Raw genomic sequence first — 17,266 nt, forward strand, 5'->3', positions numbered from 1 at the left:
AAGTGATAACTGGCTAGGTTTACCCTTTGTGCGAGTGTAACCTGTTTTGTGCTTGCTTAAGGTCTTCTTTCAGCAAAATCTCTGTACAGCGAACCGCTTCATCTATGGCACTTTCAATGGCTGCTTTTTCATCTGCTGGTGGCTTGCCAAGAACATGGCCGGTAACGCGGCTTTTATGACCTGGATGACCAATACCTATACGCAAACGCAAAAAATTCTTGTTGTTACCCATTTTAGCCACAATGTCACGAACACCATTTTGACTTGAACTACCGCCCACTTTGTATTTTGCTACGCCTGGAGGTAAATCTAATTCGTCAAACGCTACTAATATTTGTTCTGGTTCTATGCGGTAAAAATTAGCCATTGCTGCTACGGCTTGTCCACTTTTATTCATAAACGTAGTGGGGTAGAGCAAACGGACGTCTTTGCCAGCAATAGTAATGCGAGCAGTCTTACCGAAGAATTTGGTTTCTGGTTTTAGCGGGGCGTTGAAGGTGTCGGCAAGTTGGTTAAGAAACCATTCACCGGCATTGTGTCGGGTATTTTCATATTCGGGGCCTGGATTACCCAGACCCACGATAAGGCGGATATCAGCCAAGAGGATTATTCCTCAGAAGCTGCTTCTTCGCCGTCTTCTTCTGCGTCAGCCGCTTTAGGAGCAGGCTTAACAGTTACAACCGCTAGGTCGTGAGCTTCGTCGTTCTTAGCAAGTTCTACTGAAGAAACGCCAGCTGGAAGAGTTAGGTCAGAAAGGTGTACAGTTTGACCCATTTCAACAGCAGCCATGTCTACTTCGATGAACTCTGGAAGGTTCTTAGGTAGACAAGTAACTTCGATTTCAGTTACGTGGTGCTCAGCAATACCGCCAGCTTTAGCAGCAGCAGATTGATCTTCATTTACGAAGTGAAGTGGTACGTTAGTGTGAACGTCTTGACCAGCGATTACACGTTGGAAGTCAATGTGTGTGATCTTTGGCTTGAAAGGGTGACGTTGCATATCTTTAACTAGAACTTCAACAACTTTACCATCAAGGTTAATCTCAAGAACGTGAGAATAGAACGCTTCAAAGTCAGCTGAGTTGTTTACTTTGTTATGATCTAGTGTGATAGAAACTGGTGCTTCTTCACCACCGTAGATGATACCAGGTAGCTTATCTTCGCGACGTAGGCGGCGGCTCGCACCTTTCCCTAGATCTGTACGAACAGAAGCATCTAGTTTGAAATTTGCTTCAGACATTGTCTGTCTCCAAAAATATATAAGTGTAATGATGTGAAATTTTGCGACCAAATCTCACTGTAAAATGATGTTATAAGCGCTAAAAATCTATTTTTATGCTCAAGAAAACACCAGCCCAAAATTCAAGGGCGGCGAATTCTAACACCACCTACCAAAACATACAATTGTCATCGCAGATAAAAAGCAGGTGCACGAACACCTTTACGTGATGCATTTAGCGTAAAGGCGTGCCGCAACACGCCTTTATTACGTTATTCGTAAACAGTGTATGTTCACATTGCTGGTCACTTATTAATCCATCCACGTTAGCATTTATTTATCAGTGACCAACGAAGTCGGGGCTTATTTTGTCAGCACCACTCTGTAATGTGCTTTTCCTTCTCTAAGCCTTTCAATCGCACTGTTTACATCGTCAAATTTAAACGTTTCGGTTACAGGCTCGATATTATGATGCGCAGCGAAATCCAACATGGTTTTAATCGTCGCAGGACTTCCAACAGGAGAGCCTGACACACTTTTCTGCCCACCAATTAAATTAAATGCGCCAATATCAAGGGGCTCCAAGGTTGCGCCGACAAAATGCAGACGACCCTTCGGTGCAAGTGTAGAAAGGTATAAATTCCAATCTAGTTTTACATTAACCGTTGATATGATGAGATCAAATCGGCCTCGGGCCTGTTTTATTTCACTTTCATCGCGGCTGTTTATGGTTTCAGTTGCACCTAACTCGAGCGCCTCTTGTTTTTTCGATTCGCTTGATGTGAAAGCGACCACTTTGCAGCCCCATGCGTTTAAAAACTGCAGGGCTAGGTGACCTAAACCGCCAATTCCAATCACCGCTACTTCACTCGTTGGGCTAATGTTAAATTGAACAAGGGGGTTGAAGACCGTTATGCCGCCGCAGAAAAGCGGTCCTGCTTTTGTGCTATCTATTGAGTCGGGAAGAGGGATCACTGCACGAGCTTGTGCACGTACTTTATCAGCAAAACCTCCGTGTCGACCGCCTATCGTCATGGTTGCGTCGGCGCAAAGGTTATGGTCGCCTGCTTCACACGTTCTACAGCTATTGCAATAACTCGCGTGCCAACCTAAGCCCACCCGCTGACCGACCTTTAGCGAAGTAACGTGTTCGCCAACTTGACTAATTGTGCCCACCACTTCATGGCCTGGAACAAAAGGATATTCTGTCATGCCCCATTCATTATCTAGCATGCTCAAGTCACTGTGGCAGATACCGCAGCTTTCAACGTTAATTTCAACATCGTGTGCGCCTAACTCACCAGGATCATACTGAAATTTTTCAAGCTTCCCGCCAGCTTCTTTGGCAGCATATGCATTTATCATTGATATCAGTCCTTTAGAAGTAATACGGTTTCGGTAACCCGTGGATAAAATATTCGAATATAGTCAAATTCTCTTAATTTGTGCCTTTCGAACGCATAGTTGTAATTTGCTACCTTCAACATTCTGATATCGATCAGTGTGTTCGTTCGTTACCAATTACTTTGCTGGTATCAAGTACCTTAACGTCAGATACCTGAAACACCGTGCCAAACTGGGTAAAGGTCATCATGTTAGGCTTAGGTGTACCCTTAACTTCAACAATAAGGCCATTTTTTTGATAGGCTTTATCTAAACCGTGCAATGTATATCGGCCGCCGTCTTCAGCGATAAAGGCATAAAAACCGCCTTCCAAATCTTTGAATATAATGCTGCCCTTCATGGTAACTTCACCTTCCACGGTGTTTTCTACCGCTTCCGCTTGAGTAACAGGCTCTGCCTTTAGTTCTGTAGGTAAGTTATCTTCACTACTTTGTAACTCTTCTTTCTTATCTACCATTGTGATGTCCTTTTTCTGCTCTTCTTCCGCACACGCGGCAAGCAGTGTCATGGAAGTCAAAATGAGTACTAATTTGAGTCGATTGATTTTCATTTTCTTATTCCTTTATCAAGTCGTAGCACGCTTATTGTGGATAATGTCCTCGAAAAATGATGATAAGATAGGTTCTTTCTACATCACTTTGATTAGCTAGTCTTCCACGAGCGTTGCGTAATTTCTACAAATAATAAATAATCCCGTACATCTTTTTCACATTTTCAAAAGAAGTAGCAGGCGATTAACTCTCATTTCTATTTTATTTCCAATTTCAAATTGCACTTTAAAAAAGGGGCGAAGGGAGAGAGGACAGGCTTTTTGTCATTTTTTCCTCGGATGGCTGATTAAATGAATAAATCTAAGTGACAGAAATATAAAGAAAAACGAATGAGAAATTGAGTTGTTCCTTACGCCAGCTTCGTTTTTAAATTACCGCAGAGTTTAGTCAAACACATTATTTCGCTCGCGTTGAAATCATAGTAAAACGGTTATGGCATGGAGCATGCAGTGACATACATGCAATGACATAAACGTGAGTACCGAAGGAAAAATACCTTGAAATAAAAACCTTAAGGTAGTTTCCAAAAGGTAAACAACGATGTGTTACTACCAATATACAAGCACTAAATAGTATAGCGGTGAAAAAGGCATATAAATCGTATTAGCGGCGTTTTGTCATTAACCATCAATTAGTTACGCAGTTTTTAAGGAGAGAAAATGAAGCATTTAACTAAAATTTTTGCAGTATCGAGTCTGGCGCTGGCGGCAAGTGCATGTGATGTGAACAAGACTGAAGACGGGGAAATGCCTGACGTAGAGGTGAAGTCTGGTGAATTACCTGAGTATGAAGTAAAGAAAACGGATGACGGCGAAATGCCAGATGTTGACGTTGAAGGCGGTAAGCTGCCTGAATACGACGTTGAAACAATGGATGTTGACGTTAAAACAGAGACTAAAGAAGTAGAAGTTCCTGTTGTTGATGTAGAAATGCCAGAAGATGACGAAGACGATATTGATAATTAGTCAATAGCGCTTCAAAGAGAAGCGAGTGAAACAATGCTAATAAGCAACATTGTCTCACTCGCTTTTTTGTATGAATTAGTATTCAAACATGGCTGAAATTGATTCTTCGTTACTAATACGACGAATAGTTTCAGCAAGCATTTCAGATAAAGTAAGTTGTTTTACTTTTCCAATTTGCTTCATCTCTGCGCTCAGAGGTATAGAGTCAGTAACGATTATCTCGTCAATAACAGACTCTTTGAGATTATGTGCAGCATTGCCTGAGAAGATAGCGTGCGTTGCGTAAGCGTAAACGCGACGAGCACCATGTGCTTTAAGCGCTTCTGCAGCTTTTGCAAGCGTACCGCCTGTATCAATCATGTCATCGACAATAATGCAGTCTCTGTCTTTGACATCACCGATAATATTCATTACCTGGGCTACGTTCGCTTTAGGGCGACGCTTATCGATAATGGCAAGGTCGGTATCGTTAAGCAACTTCGCAGTAGCGCGCGCTCGCACAACACCGCCGATATCAGGTGAAACCACCACAGGGTCGGCAAAGTCACGTCTTACCATATCAGCAAGTAGGATAGGAGTACCGAATGCATTATCTACCGGAACATCAAAGAAACCTTGAATCTGTTCTGCGTGTAGGTCAATAGTAAGTACGCGGTCAACACCAACGTTAGACAGGAAGTCAGCCACTACTTTAGCTGTAATAGGCACCCTAGCTGAACGAACACGACGGTCTTGGCGTGCATAACCAAAATATGGAATAACTGCTGTAATACGACCAGCGGATGCGCGACGCAGAGCATCGATCATCACAATTAATTCCATTAGGTTATCGTTAGTAGGGGCACACGTAGACTGGATAATAAAAACGTCCGAGCCACGGACGTTTTCATGAATTTCTACGCTAATTTCACCGTCACTGAAACGGCCAACTTTGGCATTTCCAAGTTTGGTATACAGGCGATCGGCGACTTTCTGGGCAAGTTCTGGTACGGCATTACCTGCAAAGAGCTTCATATCTGGCACAAGTGGTTCCTCAGTGCGTTGATAAAAGAGGTTTGGCTGGGGTAGCAGGACTCGAACCTACGAATGGCGGGATCAAAACCCGCTGCCTTACCAACTTGGCTATACCCCAATTTTTAAGTTCTTGTCCGATGTGGCGTACACGCTATCTTTGTTGTTTTAATTTGTCTAATAGTGGTGAGCGATTCACACCTTTTGCGACAAAACTCTGCCAAGCTTCAGGCATTTTAGCCCTAACCTGTTCGGCTAAAGTGTAGTCAGAAAAAGTGGCAAACACGCATGCACCTGTACCCGTCATTCGCGACGGTGCGTAGTGTACCAACCACTGTAATAAATTTGCAACTTCGGGATGAAGATTAGCGACTAATTGCTGACAATCGTTCCAAGTTTTTTCAAATTCGTAGTCTTCCCATCGTATTGGCGGTGTATTTCTAGGCAAATCTTCAGATGTAAAGACCTCAGCAGTGCTGACATGGACGTTAGGGTTTGCGACTAAAAAGTACTGTTCTGGTTGGGGCGCAGGGGTAATGTCTTCGCCAATACCACCGGCAAATGCGGTCAAACCGCGTACAAAAATCGGTACATCAGCACCCAAGCTTAAGCCTAACCCAGCTAACTCATCTTCACTTAACCCGGTATCCCATAAATAATTAAGTGCCACTAATGTTGTTGCCGCGTTTGATGAACCCCCACCAATACCACCTCCCATGGGAAGGCGTTTATCAAGTGATATTACCGCGCCTTTATCGCAATTGGTTTTTCGAGCAAGTAAACGCGCAGCTTTGATAATTAAGTTTTCATCGTCCGGCACGCCCTCAAGCGGTTTGTCCATCTTTATTTCTGTGTTGTCATTAGAGACGGCAAACGCAAGGCTATCGCCATAATCCAACATTTGAAATAAACTTTGCAGCTGATGATAACCATTCTCGTATTGACCTAATATATGAAGGAAAAGATTGAGTTTAGCGGGCGAAGGCCACCAGTCTTTTTGTGTTGTAACAGATGCGTTCACTACAGCGTCCACTGATAAATTTTAATTTTGAGTTGGGTTTTCGGCATATCTGGTGTTTCGTTTTGGGTGAGTGTTATGCTGTGGGGCAGCCATACAGGCTCTTCGTTGCCCATAAGAACACTACCATAATTGCCATAAGAAACTTGCCAATTGCGACAACCTTTGCAGTAGCTTTCAAGGGTATCAACAAGGCCTTTTTCAGTGAGTGTAAACTTATCGCCTTCAAGAGGTAATCCTTTTACCCAAGATAAAAGGGGCGCTACGGGTATAACCATACCCGTTACTTGATAGATAAGCGGCTCGGGGAGGGCGTTACTAAATGTCTCGCCATCCGCCTCTAAAACGGACTTTTCATCTGTAACCGTTAGTTTAACCAAGCTAACACCCAGAAAATTCGTTAATCGGAAATCAAAATCTCCCGAATCGTTTTTCCAAACTAAATTAAGGCTGGCGGCGTCTTTGCCTTGGCGAAAGGCAATCTTTCCTCGCATTTGCCACGTACTTACCTCGGCGACTTTTTCTAGCTGAGCAGTTAAGTTCACCGCAGTTTGCGGGCCTTTGGGAGCAGTAGTGCATGCGCTCAACAAAAAACAAAGGGCAATTAAAACGGAAAATAAGCGAATCATCGAAGCTTAGTACCTGCATAAAAATAGAACACGTTATGTTGTGACATTATGGGAACACAGTTTCACCAACACTTTCAATCATTTTGGGTTTTTCGTACAATGCCGCTCCGACGTTGCCAGCACAGATTTTAATGACTTTACTCGCCCTTGGTATTAACCATAAAACAGCACCAGTAGCACTTCGCGAAAAAGTGGCCTTTACACCAGATTCTCTGGTGGAAGCGCTTGCGAGTTTAAAAAAGCTGCAGGGCGTCGATGAGTCTGTCATTGTCTCTACCTGTAATCGCACCGAGCTTTATGTCAATACGCAAGACGACAGTGGCCAAGAGCTCCTTCAATGGCTAAGCGACTTTCATCACCTCGATGTAGAAGAGATTGCTAATAATAGCTACGTTTTAGCGCAAGAAGAAGCGGTTAAGCACATCATGCGTGTAGCCAGTGGGCTTGATTCATTAATTCTCGGCGAGCCACAAATATTAGGACAAGTGAAGCAGGCATTTGGCGATGCGAAACACTCGGGTATGATTAACAGTGAGTTCGACAAGCTGTTTCAACATACTTTTTCAGTGGCAAAGCGCGTTCGCAGTGAAACGGATATTGGTGCCAATGCGGTAAGCGTAGCTTACGCAGCGGTTCAGTTAGCGAAGCACATTTTTGCCGAGTTACCCAAGCGTTCTGTTCTGCTTGTAGGGGCCGGAGAAACTATAGAGCTGGTAGCGCAACATTTGAAGGAACAAGGAGTCCGTAGTTTGGCTGTGGCAAATAGAACGATTGCCCGCGCAGAAGCGTTAGCTGAAACACTCGACGCCAATGTGTTTACTTTGTCTCAAGTTCCAGAGCATTTAAAAGATTTCGATATCGTTATTAGCTCTACCGCAAGCCAACTGCCGTTAATCGGTAAAGGCATGGTAGAGAAAGCGCTGAAGCAACGCAAAAATATGCCCATGTTCTTAGTTGATCTTGCTGTACCACGGGATATCGAATCGGAAGTTAATGAGTTAGGCGACGCTTACCTTTATACTGTTGACGATTTGCAGCACATTGTTCAAAAGAACCTAGAAAATAGAGAACAAGCGGCGAAAGAAGCAGAAAAACTCATTGAAAGGCAAGCTGGCGACTACATGACGTGGAAACAGTCCCAGCAATCGATAGATTTAGTAAGACAGTATCGCCAAAAAGGCATGGCACAGCGTGACGATATTGTAGAAAAAGCCAAAGCGCAACTAGCGGAAGGCAAAAATGCCGAGACGGTATTAGAGGAAATGGCGTACAAACTTACCAATACGCTAATGCACTCCACGACGTTAGCATTACGCGAAGCTGCCATGCACGACGATCCGGCACTGAGTCGCTGGATGGGACAGGCATTAGATTTATCTGACTTTTCGTCAGACAATAATAAATAAGGTAATAATAAATATATGAAAGAGTCGGTAGTTAGGAAACTCGAACACCTTGTCGAGCGTTTCGAAGAAGTTCAGGCGTTGCTCGGCGACCCTGGAGTTATCGGCGATCAGGACAAGTTTCGCAACTTGTCAAAAGAGTTTAGCCAGCTAGAAGATGTGGTTGCTGGCTTTAATGCCTATCAGCAAGCGCAAGAGAACTTAGCGTCAGCGATGGAAATGCTGAACGAAGACGATGCAGAAATGCGCGAAATGGCACAAGAAGAGATGAAAGAAGCTAAGGCGGAAATTGAGCGCCTTGAAACCGAGCTTCAAGTATTGCTTCTGCCTAAAGATCCCAACGATGACAACAACTGTTTCTTGGAAATTCGCGCAGGTGCGGGTGGTGATGAAGCGGCAATATTCGCAGGTGACTTGTTCCGCATGTACAGCCGCTATGCAGAAACACGCGGGTGGCGTGTAGAACTTGTAAACGCGAATGAAGGCGAACACGGCGGCTATAAAGAAGTTATCGCTAACGTTAGTGGCGATGGCGTATATGGCGTTTTAAAATTCGAATCAGGTGGTCACCGAGTGCAGCGTGTACCTGAAACCGAATCGCAAGGCCGAATTCACACCTCCGCATGTACGGTAGCGGTGTTACCTGAAATTCCAGAGTCGCAAGCTATTGAAATTAACCCGGCTGAGCTTCGTATTGATACCTTCCGTGCATCGGGTGCTGGTGGTCAGCACGTTAACAAAACCGACTCTGCTATTCGTATTACTCACTTGCCAACGGGCTTGGTAGTGGAATGTCAGGACGAACGCTCGCAGCATAAAAACCGTGCGAAAGCAATGTCGGTACTTCAAGCGCGCCTAAATCAAATTGAAGAGGAGAAGCGTGCGGCAGAGGAGGCATCTACTCGTAAGAGCCTAGTCGGTAGCGGCGACCGCTCTGAGCGTATTCGTACTTACAATTTCCCGCAGGGGCGTGTAACCGATCATCGTATCAACCTCACTATTTATCGTTTGGATGAAGTTGTTGAAGGTGACCTTAAGCAGCTTATTGACCCGATATTGCAGGAGCATCAGGCCGACTTGTTAGCGTCACTGTCTGACGAATAACGGTATCTGACATACAATAATGCGCATAGACCAAGCTCTAGCATGGGCGGTACAGCAACTAGAGGGTGGGGAATCACCCTCTGTTGACGCCAAAGTTATACTGGCAAATATCCTTGAAAAGCCACAGACATTTCTTTTTACGTGGCCAGACAAAACCCTTGATGCGCTTCAAATAACGCACTTTGAAGACGCGATAGCCAGACGTAAAAAGGGCGAACCGGTTGCCTATATTGTTGGCAGGCGCGATTTCTGGACGCTTTCACTTTTTACCTCCCCTGATACACTTATCCCTCGCCCGGATACAGAAGTGCTTGTTGAGCAGGTTCTGAATTGGGCAGTTGAGAGTAAGCGTGAACCATTAGCTATATGTGACTTAGGTACGGGAACGGGGGCTATTGCCCTAGCGCTTGCAAGTGAGCTGCCTCAGGCGTTTGTTGTTGGCGTTGATTTTCAGACAGGCGCAGTTGAACTTGCCACGCGTAATGCTGAAGCTAATGGGGTAACTAACGCTCAGTTTTTACAAAGCGACTGGTTCAGCGCACTTACTGGGCAATCTTTCGATGTCATTGTTTCAAACCCACCATATATTGAAGAGGCCAGCCCCTACCTTAATGAAGGTGACGTACGCTTTGAACCTAAAACTGCACTTACGTCCGGCGTCGATGGTTTACACGACATAAAGCATATAATTAGTACCTCGCCGATGTTTCTAAATAAAGGTGGGTTGTTAGCTTTTGAGCATGGGTTTAATCAAGGACGTGCAGTAAGAGACCTGCTGTTAGCCGCTGGGTTTTCATCGGTAAGTACAGTTAAAGATTACGGAGAAAACGACCGCGTCACGTTCGGAGTTTGGTTATAACGTCTGGCTATAACGTTTGCAGATATCACTTCAAAACACTACCTAAGTTAATCTTCATAATTGCATACTTGCTAATATTCTGTTTTACATTAGTATTGTTGAGCAACGTTTATTCTTTAAGCGCAATTACAAAAAATACTTATATAACAGGATGTTTCCGATGAATGATGACTTTCTTTTCGCAGAAGACGATGATGATATACACGTCGAAGAGCTAGGCTGTTGGAAAGTACTCATTGTTGACGATGAGCCTGAAGTCCATGCGGTAACGAAGCTAGCGCTCAACGACTTTAATCTCAATGGCAAAACCCTTGAATTTGTGAGTGCGTATAGCGGTGAAGAAGCAAAGGCGATTTTTAAAAGCCATGATGATATTGCCGTTGTGCTGCTTGACGTTGTCATGGAGACCGACGATGCCGGCCTAAAGGTAGCTGAATACGTTAGAAACGAATTAGATAACCATTTTACCCGTATTATTCTAAGGACCGGCCAGCCTGGGCAGGCTCCTGAAAAAGATGTCATCATTAATTATGACATCAACGATTATAAATCTAAAACCGAACTTACTGCGCAGAAGCTTTTCACTGTGATTATTGCGGCACTTCGGTCGTATCGGGATATTATTGTTATAGAAGAAAATCGACGGGGCTTAGAAAAAATTATTGATGCCTCGGTGGATTTATTCTCGTCCCGCTCTCTTGAGAAGTTCATGCAGGGCATTATTCAGCAGCTTGCCTCTATTTTAGGATGCTCTAAAGACGCGGCATATATAACAACAGCGGTGGCAACGACCTCTCGTACAATGAGTACATCCAACAACGCGCTCGATGACGATGAGCTTTACGTGTTTGCCGGTAACGGCGAGTATGCGAGCAAAGAAGGTGTGCCGCTAAAAGATGCGATAAATGATCAAGAATATGCGTTGTGTGTAAAGGCAATGCGCGAAAAGCAAATTGTTTACGCCGAAGATCACGTTGTTGCCTATTGTAATAGTAAAAGCCATAACGGAGCGCTTTTATACTTATCTGGCTTGCCTCGTAGAATAGGGGAAAGCGATCGTCATCTGGTTAAGCGGTTCTCTGATAGCGTGCAGCTAGCTTTTGATAATGTTTTGAAAACCGTAGACGTTGAAGCCACGCAGAAAGAAATTATTGAGCGCTTAGGGCGAGCATTGGAGCATGAATCTAATGGTTCTAATAACTTAAAACGAATGGTGAAAATGGCCCAGCTCCTTGCAAAAAAAGCGGGACTTGACGAACATGCAATACACGAGCTCGGCCTAGCGATACCGCTTCACGACATAGGCACGTCTATTGTGCCGAAGTCTATCCTTCAAAAATCCAGTCCTCTTTCTGAAGAAGAAATATTTAAAATACGGCAACACGCAGAGTTTGGATATCAAATTTTACGCGATTCCTGTCGTCCGACTATTCAGTTGGCAGCGATGCTCGCAAAACAACATCATGAGCGCTGGGATGGCAAGGGATACCCTGATGGCCTTAAAAAAGAAGAGATCGATATTAAAAGCCGCATCGCTACCTTGGTTGATGTCTTCGATGCTTTACTGAATGCTCGTCCTTATAAACCGGCATGGCCTATTGAGAAGGTAGAAGCAGTTCTAATAGAAGAAAAAGGGCAGCACTTCGACCCCTATTTAGTTGACTGTTTATTAAGCGATATGTCTGCATTCATGGCTATCCAGACGGAATATGCGGACGAGAAGTAGATGGGTTTTCAAAAGAAATAAAGAAAAATGGGTTGGTGGTATAAGGTAGCGTTACGCATAGATAGCGACGAGTATACGAATCGAAACGTATAAATGTGATTTCTTCAACATTTCTGCGTTTTTTGCTTGGTAATATACGCTACAATGTTGCCTTGAAATTCGCGCTCAATTTTAAAGAAAACAGGTGCTTAATAGCGCCTGTTTTTTTAACTACAGCTTGCTGCATGTAAATGAGGTTTGTCCAACTTGCGCAATAGCGAAAACACTTTTTTACCACGGCTTCGGGCTGCTTATTTATAAAAACAGGAATTAAATTATGTATATGATGGCTAAACATCTCCACTTAACTGCTGTTGGCTTAAGCATCTTATTTTTTATCTTCCGTTTTGTTTGGAGTCAATTAGATGCCAATGCACTTTCAAAAAAATGGATGAAAATACTCCCACATATTATTGATACCGTGTTGTTAGGAAGCGCAGTATGGTTATGTATCATTCTATCTCAGTACCCATTCGTTAATGCATGGCTGACATTTAAAGTAATTGGCGTGATCCTGTACATTGTTTTCGGTTTGTTTGCACTTAAGAAAGCAAAAACGACGTTAAGCAAATGGGCCTTTTTCATTGCTGCAATTGGTGTACTAATGGCAACAGCCATGGTTGCCGTTACTAAACAACCTCTTTTTTAAGATTTAATGGGAAATAGATAATGTCTGAATCTCAACAGATTATTCGTGTTGGTAACGTTGACGTTGCCAACCATTTACCGTTTGTGCTTTTCGGTGGAATGAACGTACTTGAGTCTCGCGATCTCGCTATGCGTATTGCAGAGCACTATGTTGAAGTTACCCAAAAACTGAATATTCCGTACGTTTTCAAAGCGTCTTTTGATAAAGCTAACCGCTCATCGGTGACTTCTTACCGTGGGCCTGGAATGGAAGAAGGGCTGCGTATTTTTGAAGAAATCAAGTCTACCTTTAATGTACCTTTAATTACCGATGTACACGAACCTCATCAAGCCGCACCGGTTGCAGAAGTAGTTGATGTTATTCAGTTGCCTGCATTCTTAGCACGTCAAACTGACCTTGTAGTTGCCATGGCAAAAACAGGTTGCGTAATCAATGTGAAAAAGCCTCAGTTTCTTGCGCCCCATGAAATGCGCCACATTATTGGTAAGCTGGGTGAAGCGGGCAACGATAAGGTTATTCTTTGTGAGCGCGGAAGCTGCTTCGGCTACAACAATTTAGTTGTCGATATGCTTGGTATGGATGCAATGAAAGAGTATGCCCCCGTTATTTTTGACGCAACGCATGCGCTTCAGATGCCAGGTGGAAGGGCAACATCAGCTGATGGCCGTCGTGCTCAAGCAGCACAACTAGCGCGAAGTGGTATGGCGTTAGGTTTAGCAGGTCTTTTCATCGAGGCACATCCAAACCCTGATGAAGCATTATGCGATGGGCCGTGTGCATTGCCTCTTGCGAAGCTGGAACCATATTTACAGCAGATGAAAGCGTTAGACGAACTAGTAAAAGGTTTTGACGCGTTAGATACGAGTAATACCTAAGCAGTTGTTGATGGCGTATGCCGGTGCAAGCACCGGCATGCGTATCAGGTGTGTAAGTGGATTATTCCGCTTCAGTGACGTTTGTGCGCGCTTCACCTTTTGCCATTGCTAATAGATTCTTGTGAAGCTGAACTTGAATTTCTTCTGCAAGAATTGCTTTTGATTGTTTCTTAACAACAATGTGTGCGTCGTTTTCTGGCAGAACTTCGGCCATTTTCACGCTTGTCATTGCAGTATTGATTAACGATTGTAGATTGATCTTTTCTGGTTGTGCGTTAGCATTTGCAGCAGCACTTGCGAATGCCATAACAGATACACTAGCTAATAATAACTTTTTCATATTCACACCTAATAAAAATAATTAAATAATTGTTGATGAATGTTAAAATGTTTAACAAATAATCATCATAAAATACTGAAATTAAATGCTCTTTTTTAATTTCGGGCAAATTATAGTCAGATTGTGGTGATTGTTAAAACGAGTAAAAGTATGGGCTGTCATTAGAAAATCTAATGAATTTGTCATGCTTCGGTCACACTGGATTAAAAACGATATATGCACCGACGTTTACCCCCTCTCAATGCCCTAAAATCGTTTGAAGCGGCCGCGCGCCATTTAAGCTTTACGAAGGCAGCCGATGAACTGTTTGTCACCCAAGCAGCGGTTAGTCATCAAATAAAAGCACTCGAAGATTTCTTATCGATGAAGCTATTTCTTCGACGTAATAGGACTTTGCTATTAACTGAGGAAGGTCAGGCCTATTTTCTTGAGTTGAAAGACATTTTTAAGAATTTACAAGACGCAACGGAAAGGCTGCTTGCAAAAGGGAGTAAGGGCGCTATTACAGTAGCTATGCCCCCAAGCTTTGCGAGCCAGTGGCTTGTACCTCGTATTCATAAGTTTAGTTTGGCACATCCAGACATCGATGTTCGAATAAAGGCGGTCGATTTTGACGAAGGTTTCTTAGAGGACGATGTGGACGTGGCGATCTATTATGGAAAAGGTCGCTGGGCGGGCCTTCAGGCAGATCAGCTCCATCGGGAATTTTTAACCCCGCTTTGCTCTCCCTTACTTTTTCAAGGCCCTAAGACCTTATCTAGCTTATCTGATTTAAGGCATCATGTTTTGCTTCACGATTTAAGCCGTACGGCCTGGAAGAATTGGTTGAAGCATGTCGGCGTAGTTGGCGTAAACGTCAACCAAGGCCCCGTTTTCAGTCACTCCATGTTGGTGTTGCAGGCCGCGGCGCTAGGACAGGGTATTGCATTAGGGAATACTGTGCTTGCAAGGCCCGAAATTGAGGCGGGGCGACTTGTCATGCCTTTTGAAGAAAGGGTAGAGAGTCGAGACGCCTTTTATTTGGTGTGTGAGGAGTCGCAGGCTGAACTTGGAAAAATTGCTGCATTTAGAGACTGGATGTTAGCGTTGGTTGAAGCTGAGCAAGAGGATTTGTTGTAGTCATGTCTGGGAAAAATGAAAGTCCTGAAGGCCATACTTTTGATATTGAGGTGCTTGACGCCGAGAACCCCGTCGCTTGCTTGATAATGGGGCACGGTGCAGGGGCAGGTAAAGAGCACGCGTTTATGCAAGACATGGCGAAAGCCCTGATTGCAAAGGGAGTATCTATCGTACTTTTTAATTTTCCTTATATGCAAACTATGAAGGCAACAGGTAAACGTAGGCCACCCGATAAAGCCGAAAAGCTTATGTCACACTTCACCGCATTGATTGAGTCGTGTTGTAATGAAAAGGAAACGCTGAATAAACTTCCTGTTTTTGTTGGAGGAAAGTCGATGGGCGGGCGCATGGCAACCATGGTATATGAGGAGCTGGGCAATGTGGAAGGTGCGATAGCGTTCGGCTATCCCTTTCATCCACCGGGCAAGCCAGAAAATACACGCACCGACCACTTGCTGAAGGCTTGTAAACTTTTGCTTATTATACAAGGTGAAAGAGACACGTTCGGCACAAAGTTAGAAGTAGAAGGTTATGGGCTATCTTCAAGTATAGAATGCGTATTTCTAGAAGATGGCGACCACAGCTTCAAGCCTCGAAAAGCGAGCGGCACAACGCAGCAGGCACATATAATCAAAGCCGCAGAGTTAACAGCGACCTTTATATCTAGCGTTTTAAGTAACCCGTGATGACATCAAAAATTAAGGCAAAAGATTAATTAAATGAAAAACGAACACATTGGTTTAGGCGCCGTTGCAAAATCATATCTTATTATTGGCGCGCTACTGGCAGGCTTAGCCGTCGTACTGGGCGCGTTTGGTGCACATGGCCTAAAAAGCCTATTAACGTCGCAGCAGCTTAATACATTTGAAATAGGCGTGCGTTATCAAATGTATCATGCGTTAGCGCTGTTAACTTTACCCGCACTTTCTATTACATCGACATGGGGTAATCGCGTAGCATTTTGTTTTGTTGTTGGTACAGTTTTGTTTAGTGGAAGTCTTTATGCTTTATCTATCAGCGGCATAAAATGGTTTGGCCCGATAACCCCAGTGGGCGGCATGTTCTTTATTGTTGGTTGGGGGTTTCTGGTTATAGGTTTATTAAAAGCGCAGAAGAGCGTAAAACAGCAAACGAGTCATAAATCGGGAGCAAGTAATGTCTAACAGCAGTATTTTAGGTTATTGCCGCCCGGGTTACGAAAACGATACGGCCAACGAACTTACATCTCGATACGGCGAAGCGCAATGCTATGGCTATCCTGTGTCAAAAAAGAACAGCGGTTTTGTGCTTTATCACTTATATGATGCCACGCAGTTAGAACAAACCATCACACGGTTTGCGGTTCACGAGAGTATCTTTCCACGTCAGTTAGTGGCTGTTTTTGCTTCACTAACCGACATAGAAAAAGAAGACAGAGTAGGGCAAGTGCTCAATGCGTTAGAAGAGGTTGAAAAGCCTTTTTCTAATTTTGGCTCTGTCGATGTGGAATACCCTGACACTGAAGAGGGTAAAACGCTCGCTAAGTTCAGCCGTAAGTTTACTGTTCCTCTTCGCCAAGCGTTAAGAAAGGCTGGTTGGCTCACGGCTAAGGAGAATTTAGGTAAGCCTAAACTCCATATTTTTTTCGAGTCATTTGAAATTTGCCATATTGGCTATACATTACCCAGTCATGCCAGTCGCGATCACTTGGGCATTTGTCGTTTAAAGTTCCCAAGTGATGCACCAAGCCGTTCTACGCTAAAACTAGAAGATGCATTGGTGAACATGCTTAGTGATAAGCAGCAAGCTAAGGTTCTTCGAAGTGGAGGTCGCGCCGTCGATTTAGGAGCGTGCCCTGGAGGGTGGACCTATCAACTAGTTAAGCGAGGCATGTATGTTGAAGCCATCGATAATGGCTTGGTAGCCGACAGTTTAATGAATACGGGGTTGGTTGAACATCACGCTGCAGACGGGTTTGCCTATAGACCACAATTTGGTCGTGTAGATCTGCTTGTATGTGATATGATAGAGCAACCTGATAGGGTAGCGAAATTAATGGGTGATTGGCTGGTTAAGCACTGGGCGACTCACGCGATTTTTAATTTAAAGCTACCCATGAAACAGCGCTATGAAACTTTAGTCGAAGCCATGGCGTTGCTAAAAAGCCGTTTAAATGCTCTAGATGATGCATTCGCGGTAAAAGTTAGGCATCTCTACCACGACAGAGATGAAGTTACAGTAACAATTGTTCGCACTTCAAAAGATGAGGTGTGATTTTGTTATTTTTCAAAAAAGTGTCATAAATTGTTAAGTTTTTGATATTTATAGAAAAGAATTAATGCTGGTGCGGATTTTAGCAAACGAATTTAAGGTTTAT

At 43.8% G+C, this 17,266-nt stretch carries 19 protein-coding genes and 1 tRNA gene; 11 read left to right on the forward strand and 9 right to left on the reverse strand.

The features are described 5' to 3' along the window. Nucleotides 1-19: 19 nt before the first annotated feature. The 4 genes from pth to ACM0P2_RS07605 all read right to left on the reverse strand — a co-directional run bounded on the left by pth (nucleotide 20) and on the right by ACM0P2_RS07605 (nucleotide 3,172). Nucleotides 20-601: an aminoacyl-tRNA hydrolase gene (gene pth, locus ACM0P2_RS07590; RefSeq protein WP_159117197.1), complete on the reverse strand. Its 582-nt coding sequence runs from the start codon at nucleotides 599-601 to the stop codon at nucleotides 20-22. Nucleotides 602-606: 5 nt separating this feature from the next. Further along, entirely contained in the window at nucleotides 607-1,239 is a 633-nt protein-coding gene (locus ACM0P2_RS07595) for a 50S ribosomal protein L25/general stress protein Ctc (RefSeq protein WP_159117198.1), read from the reverse strand. Between the two features lie 342 nt (nucleotides 1,240-1,581). Continuing rightward, the gene (gene ahr, locus ACM0P2_RS07600; protein WP_159117199.1) at nucleotides 1,582-2,583 is read right to left on the reverse strand and encodes an NADPH-dependent aldehyde reductase Ahr; all 1,002 of its coding nucleotides are present in this window, start codon (nucleotides 2,581-2,583) and stop codon (nucleotides 1,582-1,584) included. A gap of 133 nt (nucleotides 2,584-2,716) precedes the next feature. Next, complete coding sequence (locus tag ACM0P2_RS07605) at nucleotides 2,717-3,172, reverse strand: ribose-phosphate pyrophosphokinase (RefSeq protein ID WP_159117200.1); 456 nt, start codon at nucleotides 3,170-3,172, stop codon at nucleotides 2,717-2,719. A 660-nt stretch (nucleotides 3,173-3,832) separates the two neighbouring features. Here ACM0P2_RS07605 and ACM0P2_RS07610 point away from each other — a divergent pair. Next, nucleotides 3,833-4,138, forward strand: coding sequence for a hypothetical protein (locus ACM0P2_RS07610; protein ID WP_105930875.1), 306 nt, complete (start codon nucleotides 3,833-3,835; stop codon nucleotides 4,136-4,138). A gap of 75 nt (nucleotides 4,139-4,213) precedes the next feature. Here the strand turns inward: ACM0P2_RS07610 and ACM0P2_RS07615 are convergent, their stop codons facing one another. The 4 genes from ACM0P2_RS07615 to lolB form a co-directional block, all read right to left on the reverse strand. Beyond that, nucleotides 4,214-5,161, reverse strand: a complete 948-nt coding sequence (locus ACM0P2_RS07615; RefSeq protein ID WP_105930876.1) for a ribose-phosphate pyrophosphokinase — start codon at nucleotides 5,159-5,161, stop codon at nucleotides 4,214-4,216. Nucleotides 5,162-5,194: 33 nt separating this feature from the next. After that, nucleotides 5,195-5,270: transfer RNA gene (locus ACM0P2_RS07620), tRNA-Gln, on the reverse strand. 33 nt (nucleotides 5,271-5,303) lie between these two features. Beyond that, entirely contained in the window at nucleotides 5,304-6,170 is an 867-nt protein-coding gene (gene ispE / locus ACM0P2_RS07625; RefSeq protein ID WP_419227510.1) for a 4-(cytidine 5'-diphospho)-2-C-methyl-D-erythritol kinase, read from the reverse strand. Further along, nucleotides 6,170-6,796: a lipoprotein insertase outer membrane protein LolB gene (gene lolB, locus ACM0P2_RS07630; protein WP_159117203.1), complete on the reverse strand. Its 627-nt coding sequence runs from the start codon at nucleotides 6,794-6,796 to the stop codon at nucleotides 6,170-6,172. The genes ispE and lolB overlap by 1 nt, the downstream gene beginning before the upstream one ends. Nucleotides 6,797-6,927: 131 nt before the next feature. Here lolB and hemA point away from each other — a divergent pair, with 131 nt between their 5' ends. The 6 genes from hemA to kdsA all read left to right on the forward strand — a co-directional run bounded on the left by hemA (nucleotide 6,928) and on the right by kdsA (nucleotide 13,451). After that, on the forward strand, nucleotides 6,928-8,202 hold the full coding sequence (gene hemA, locus ACM0P2_RS07635) for a glutamyl-tRNA reductase (protein WP_159117204.1): 1,275 nt from the start codon (nucleotides 6,928-6,930) through the stop codon (nucleotides 8,200-8,202). Nucleotides 8,203-8,217: 15 nt separating this feature from the next. Further along, nucleotides 8,218-9,303, forward strand: a complete 1,086-nt coding sequence (gene prfA, locus ACM0P2_RS07640) for a peptide chain release factor 1 (RefSeq protein WP_105930879.1) — start codon at nucleotides 8,218-8,220, stop codon at nucleotides 9,301-9,303. Between the two features lie 19 nt (nucleotides 9,304-9,322). After that, on the forward strand, nucleotides 9,323-10,162 hold the full coding sequence (gene prmC, locus ACM0P2_RS07645) for a peptide chain release factor N(5)-glutamine methyltransferase (protein WP_159117205.1): 840 nt from the start codon (nucleotides 9,323-9,325) through the stop codon (nucleotides 10,160-10,162). Nucleotides 10,163-10,322: 160 nt separating this feature from the next. Next, complete coding sequence (locus ACM0P2_RS07650; RefSeq protein ID WP_159117206.1) at nucleotides 10,323-11,888, forward strand: response regulator; 1,566 nt, start codon at nucleotides 10,323-10,325, stop codon at nucleotides 11,886-11,888. Between the two features lie 316 nt (nucleotides 11,889-12,204). Further along, nucleotides 12,205-12,576, forward strand: coding sequence for a SirB2 family protein (locus ACM0P2_RS07655; RefSeq protein ID WP_159117207.1), 372 nt, complete (start codon nucleotides 12,205-12,207; stop codon nucleotides 12,574-12,576). Nucleotides 12,577-12,596: 20 nt separating this feature from the next. Then, nucleotides 12,597-13,451, forward strand: a complete 855-nt coding sequence (kdsA, locus tag ACM0P2_RS07660; RefSeq protein WP_159117208.1) for a 3-deoxy-8-phosphooctulonate synthase — start codon at nucleotides 12,597-12,599, stop codon at nucleotides 13,449-13,451. Nucleotides 13,452-13,512: 61 nt separating this feature from the next. On the opposite strand, the gene ACM0P2_RS07665 is transcribed toward kdsA, so the two are convergent. Beyond that, nucleotides 13,513-13,791 carry a hypothetical protein gene (locus tag ACM0P2_RS07665; protein ID WP_159117209.1) on the reverse strand — a complete coding sequence of 93 codons (279 nt, stop codon included), beginning with the start codon at nucleotides 13,789-13,791 and terminating at the stop codon, nucleotides 13,513-13,515. A 216-nt stretch (nucleotides 13,792-14,007) separates the two neighbouring features. On the opposite strand from ACM0P2_RS07665, the gene ACM0P2_RS07670 reads away from it, so the two are divergent. From ACM0P2_RS07670 to rlmM, 4 genes are read left to right on the forward strand one after another with little or no spacing between them, the layout of a single operon-like run. Continuing rightward, nucleotides 14,008-14,910: a transcriptional regulator GcvA gene (locus ACM0P2_RS07670; protein ID WP_159117210.1), complete on the forward strand. Its 903-nt coding sequence runs from the start codon at nucleotides 14,008-14,010 to the stop codon at nucleotides 14,908-14,910. Nucleotides 14,911-14,912: 2 nt separating this feature from the next. Then, entirely contained in the window at nucleotides 14,913-15,596 is a 684-nt protein-coding gene (locus ACM0P2_RS07675) for an alpha/beta family hydrolase (RefSeq protein WP_159117211.1), read from the forward strand. A 33-nt stretch (nucleotides 15,597-15,629) separates the two neighbouring features. Then, nucleotides 15,630-16,073, forward strand: a complete 444-nt coding sequence (locus tag ACM0P2_RS07680) for a DUF423 domain-containing protein (protein ID WP_159117212.1) — start codon at nucleotides 15,630-15,632, stop codon at nucleotides 16,071-16,073. Continuing rightward, nucleotides 16,066-17,163 carry a 23S rRNA (cytidine(2498)-2'-O)-methyltransferase RlmM gene (rlmM, locus tag ACM0P2_RS07685; protein ID WP_159117213.1) on the forward strand — a complete coding sequence of 366 codons (1,098 nt, stop codon included), beginning with the start codon at nucleotides 16,066-16,068 and terminating at the stop codon, nucleotides 17,161-17,163. Before ACM0P2_RS07680 ends, rlmM begins: the two co-directional genes overlap by 8 nt. The last annotated feature ends 103 nt before the right edge of the window (nucleotides 17,164-17,266 follow it).

This window comes from Alteromonas sp. OM2203 (genome assembly GCF_048517045.1).
GTDB classification, from domain to species: domain Bacteria; phylum Pseudomonadota; class Gammaproteobacteria; order Enterobacterales; family Alteromonadaceae; genus Alteromonas; species Alteromonas gracilis.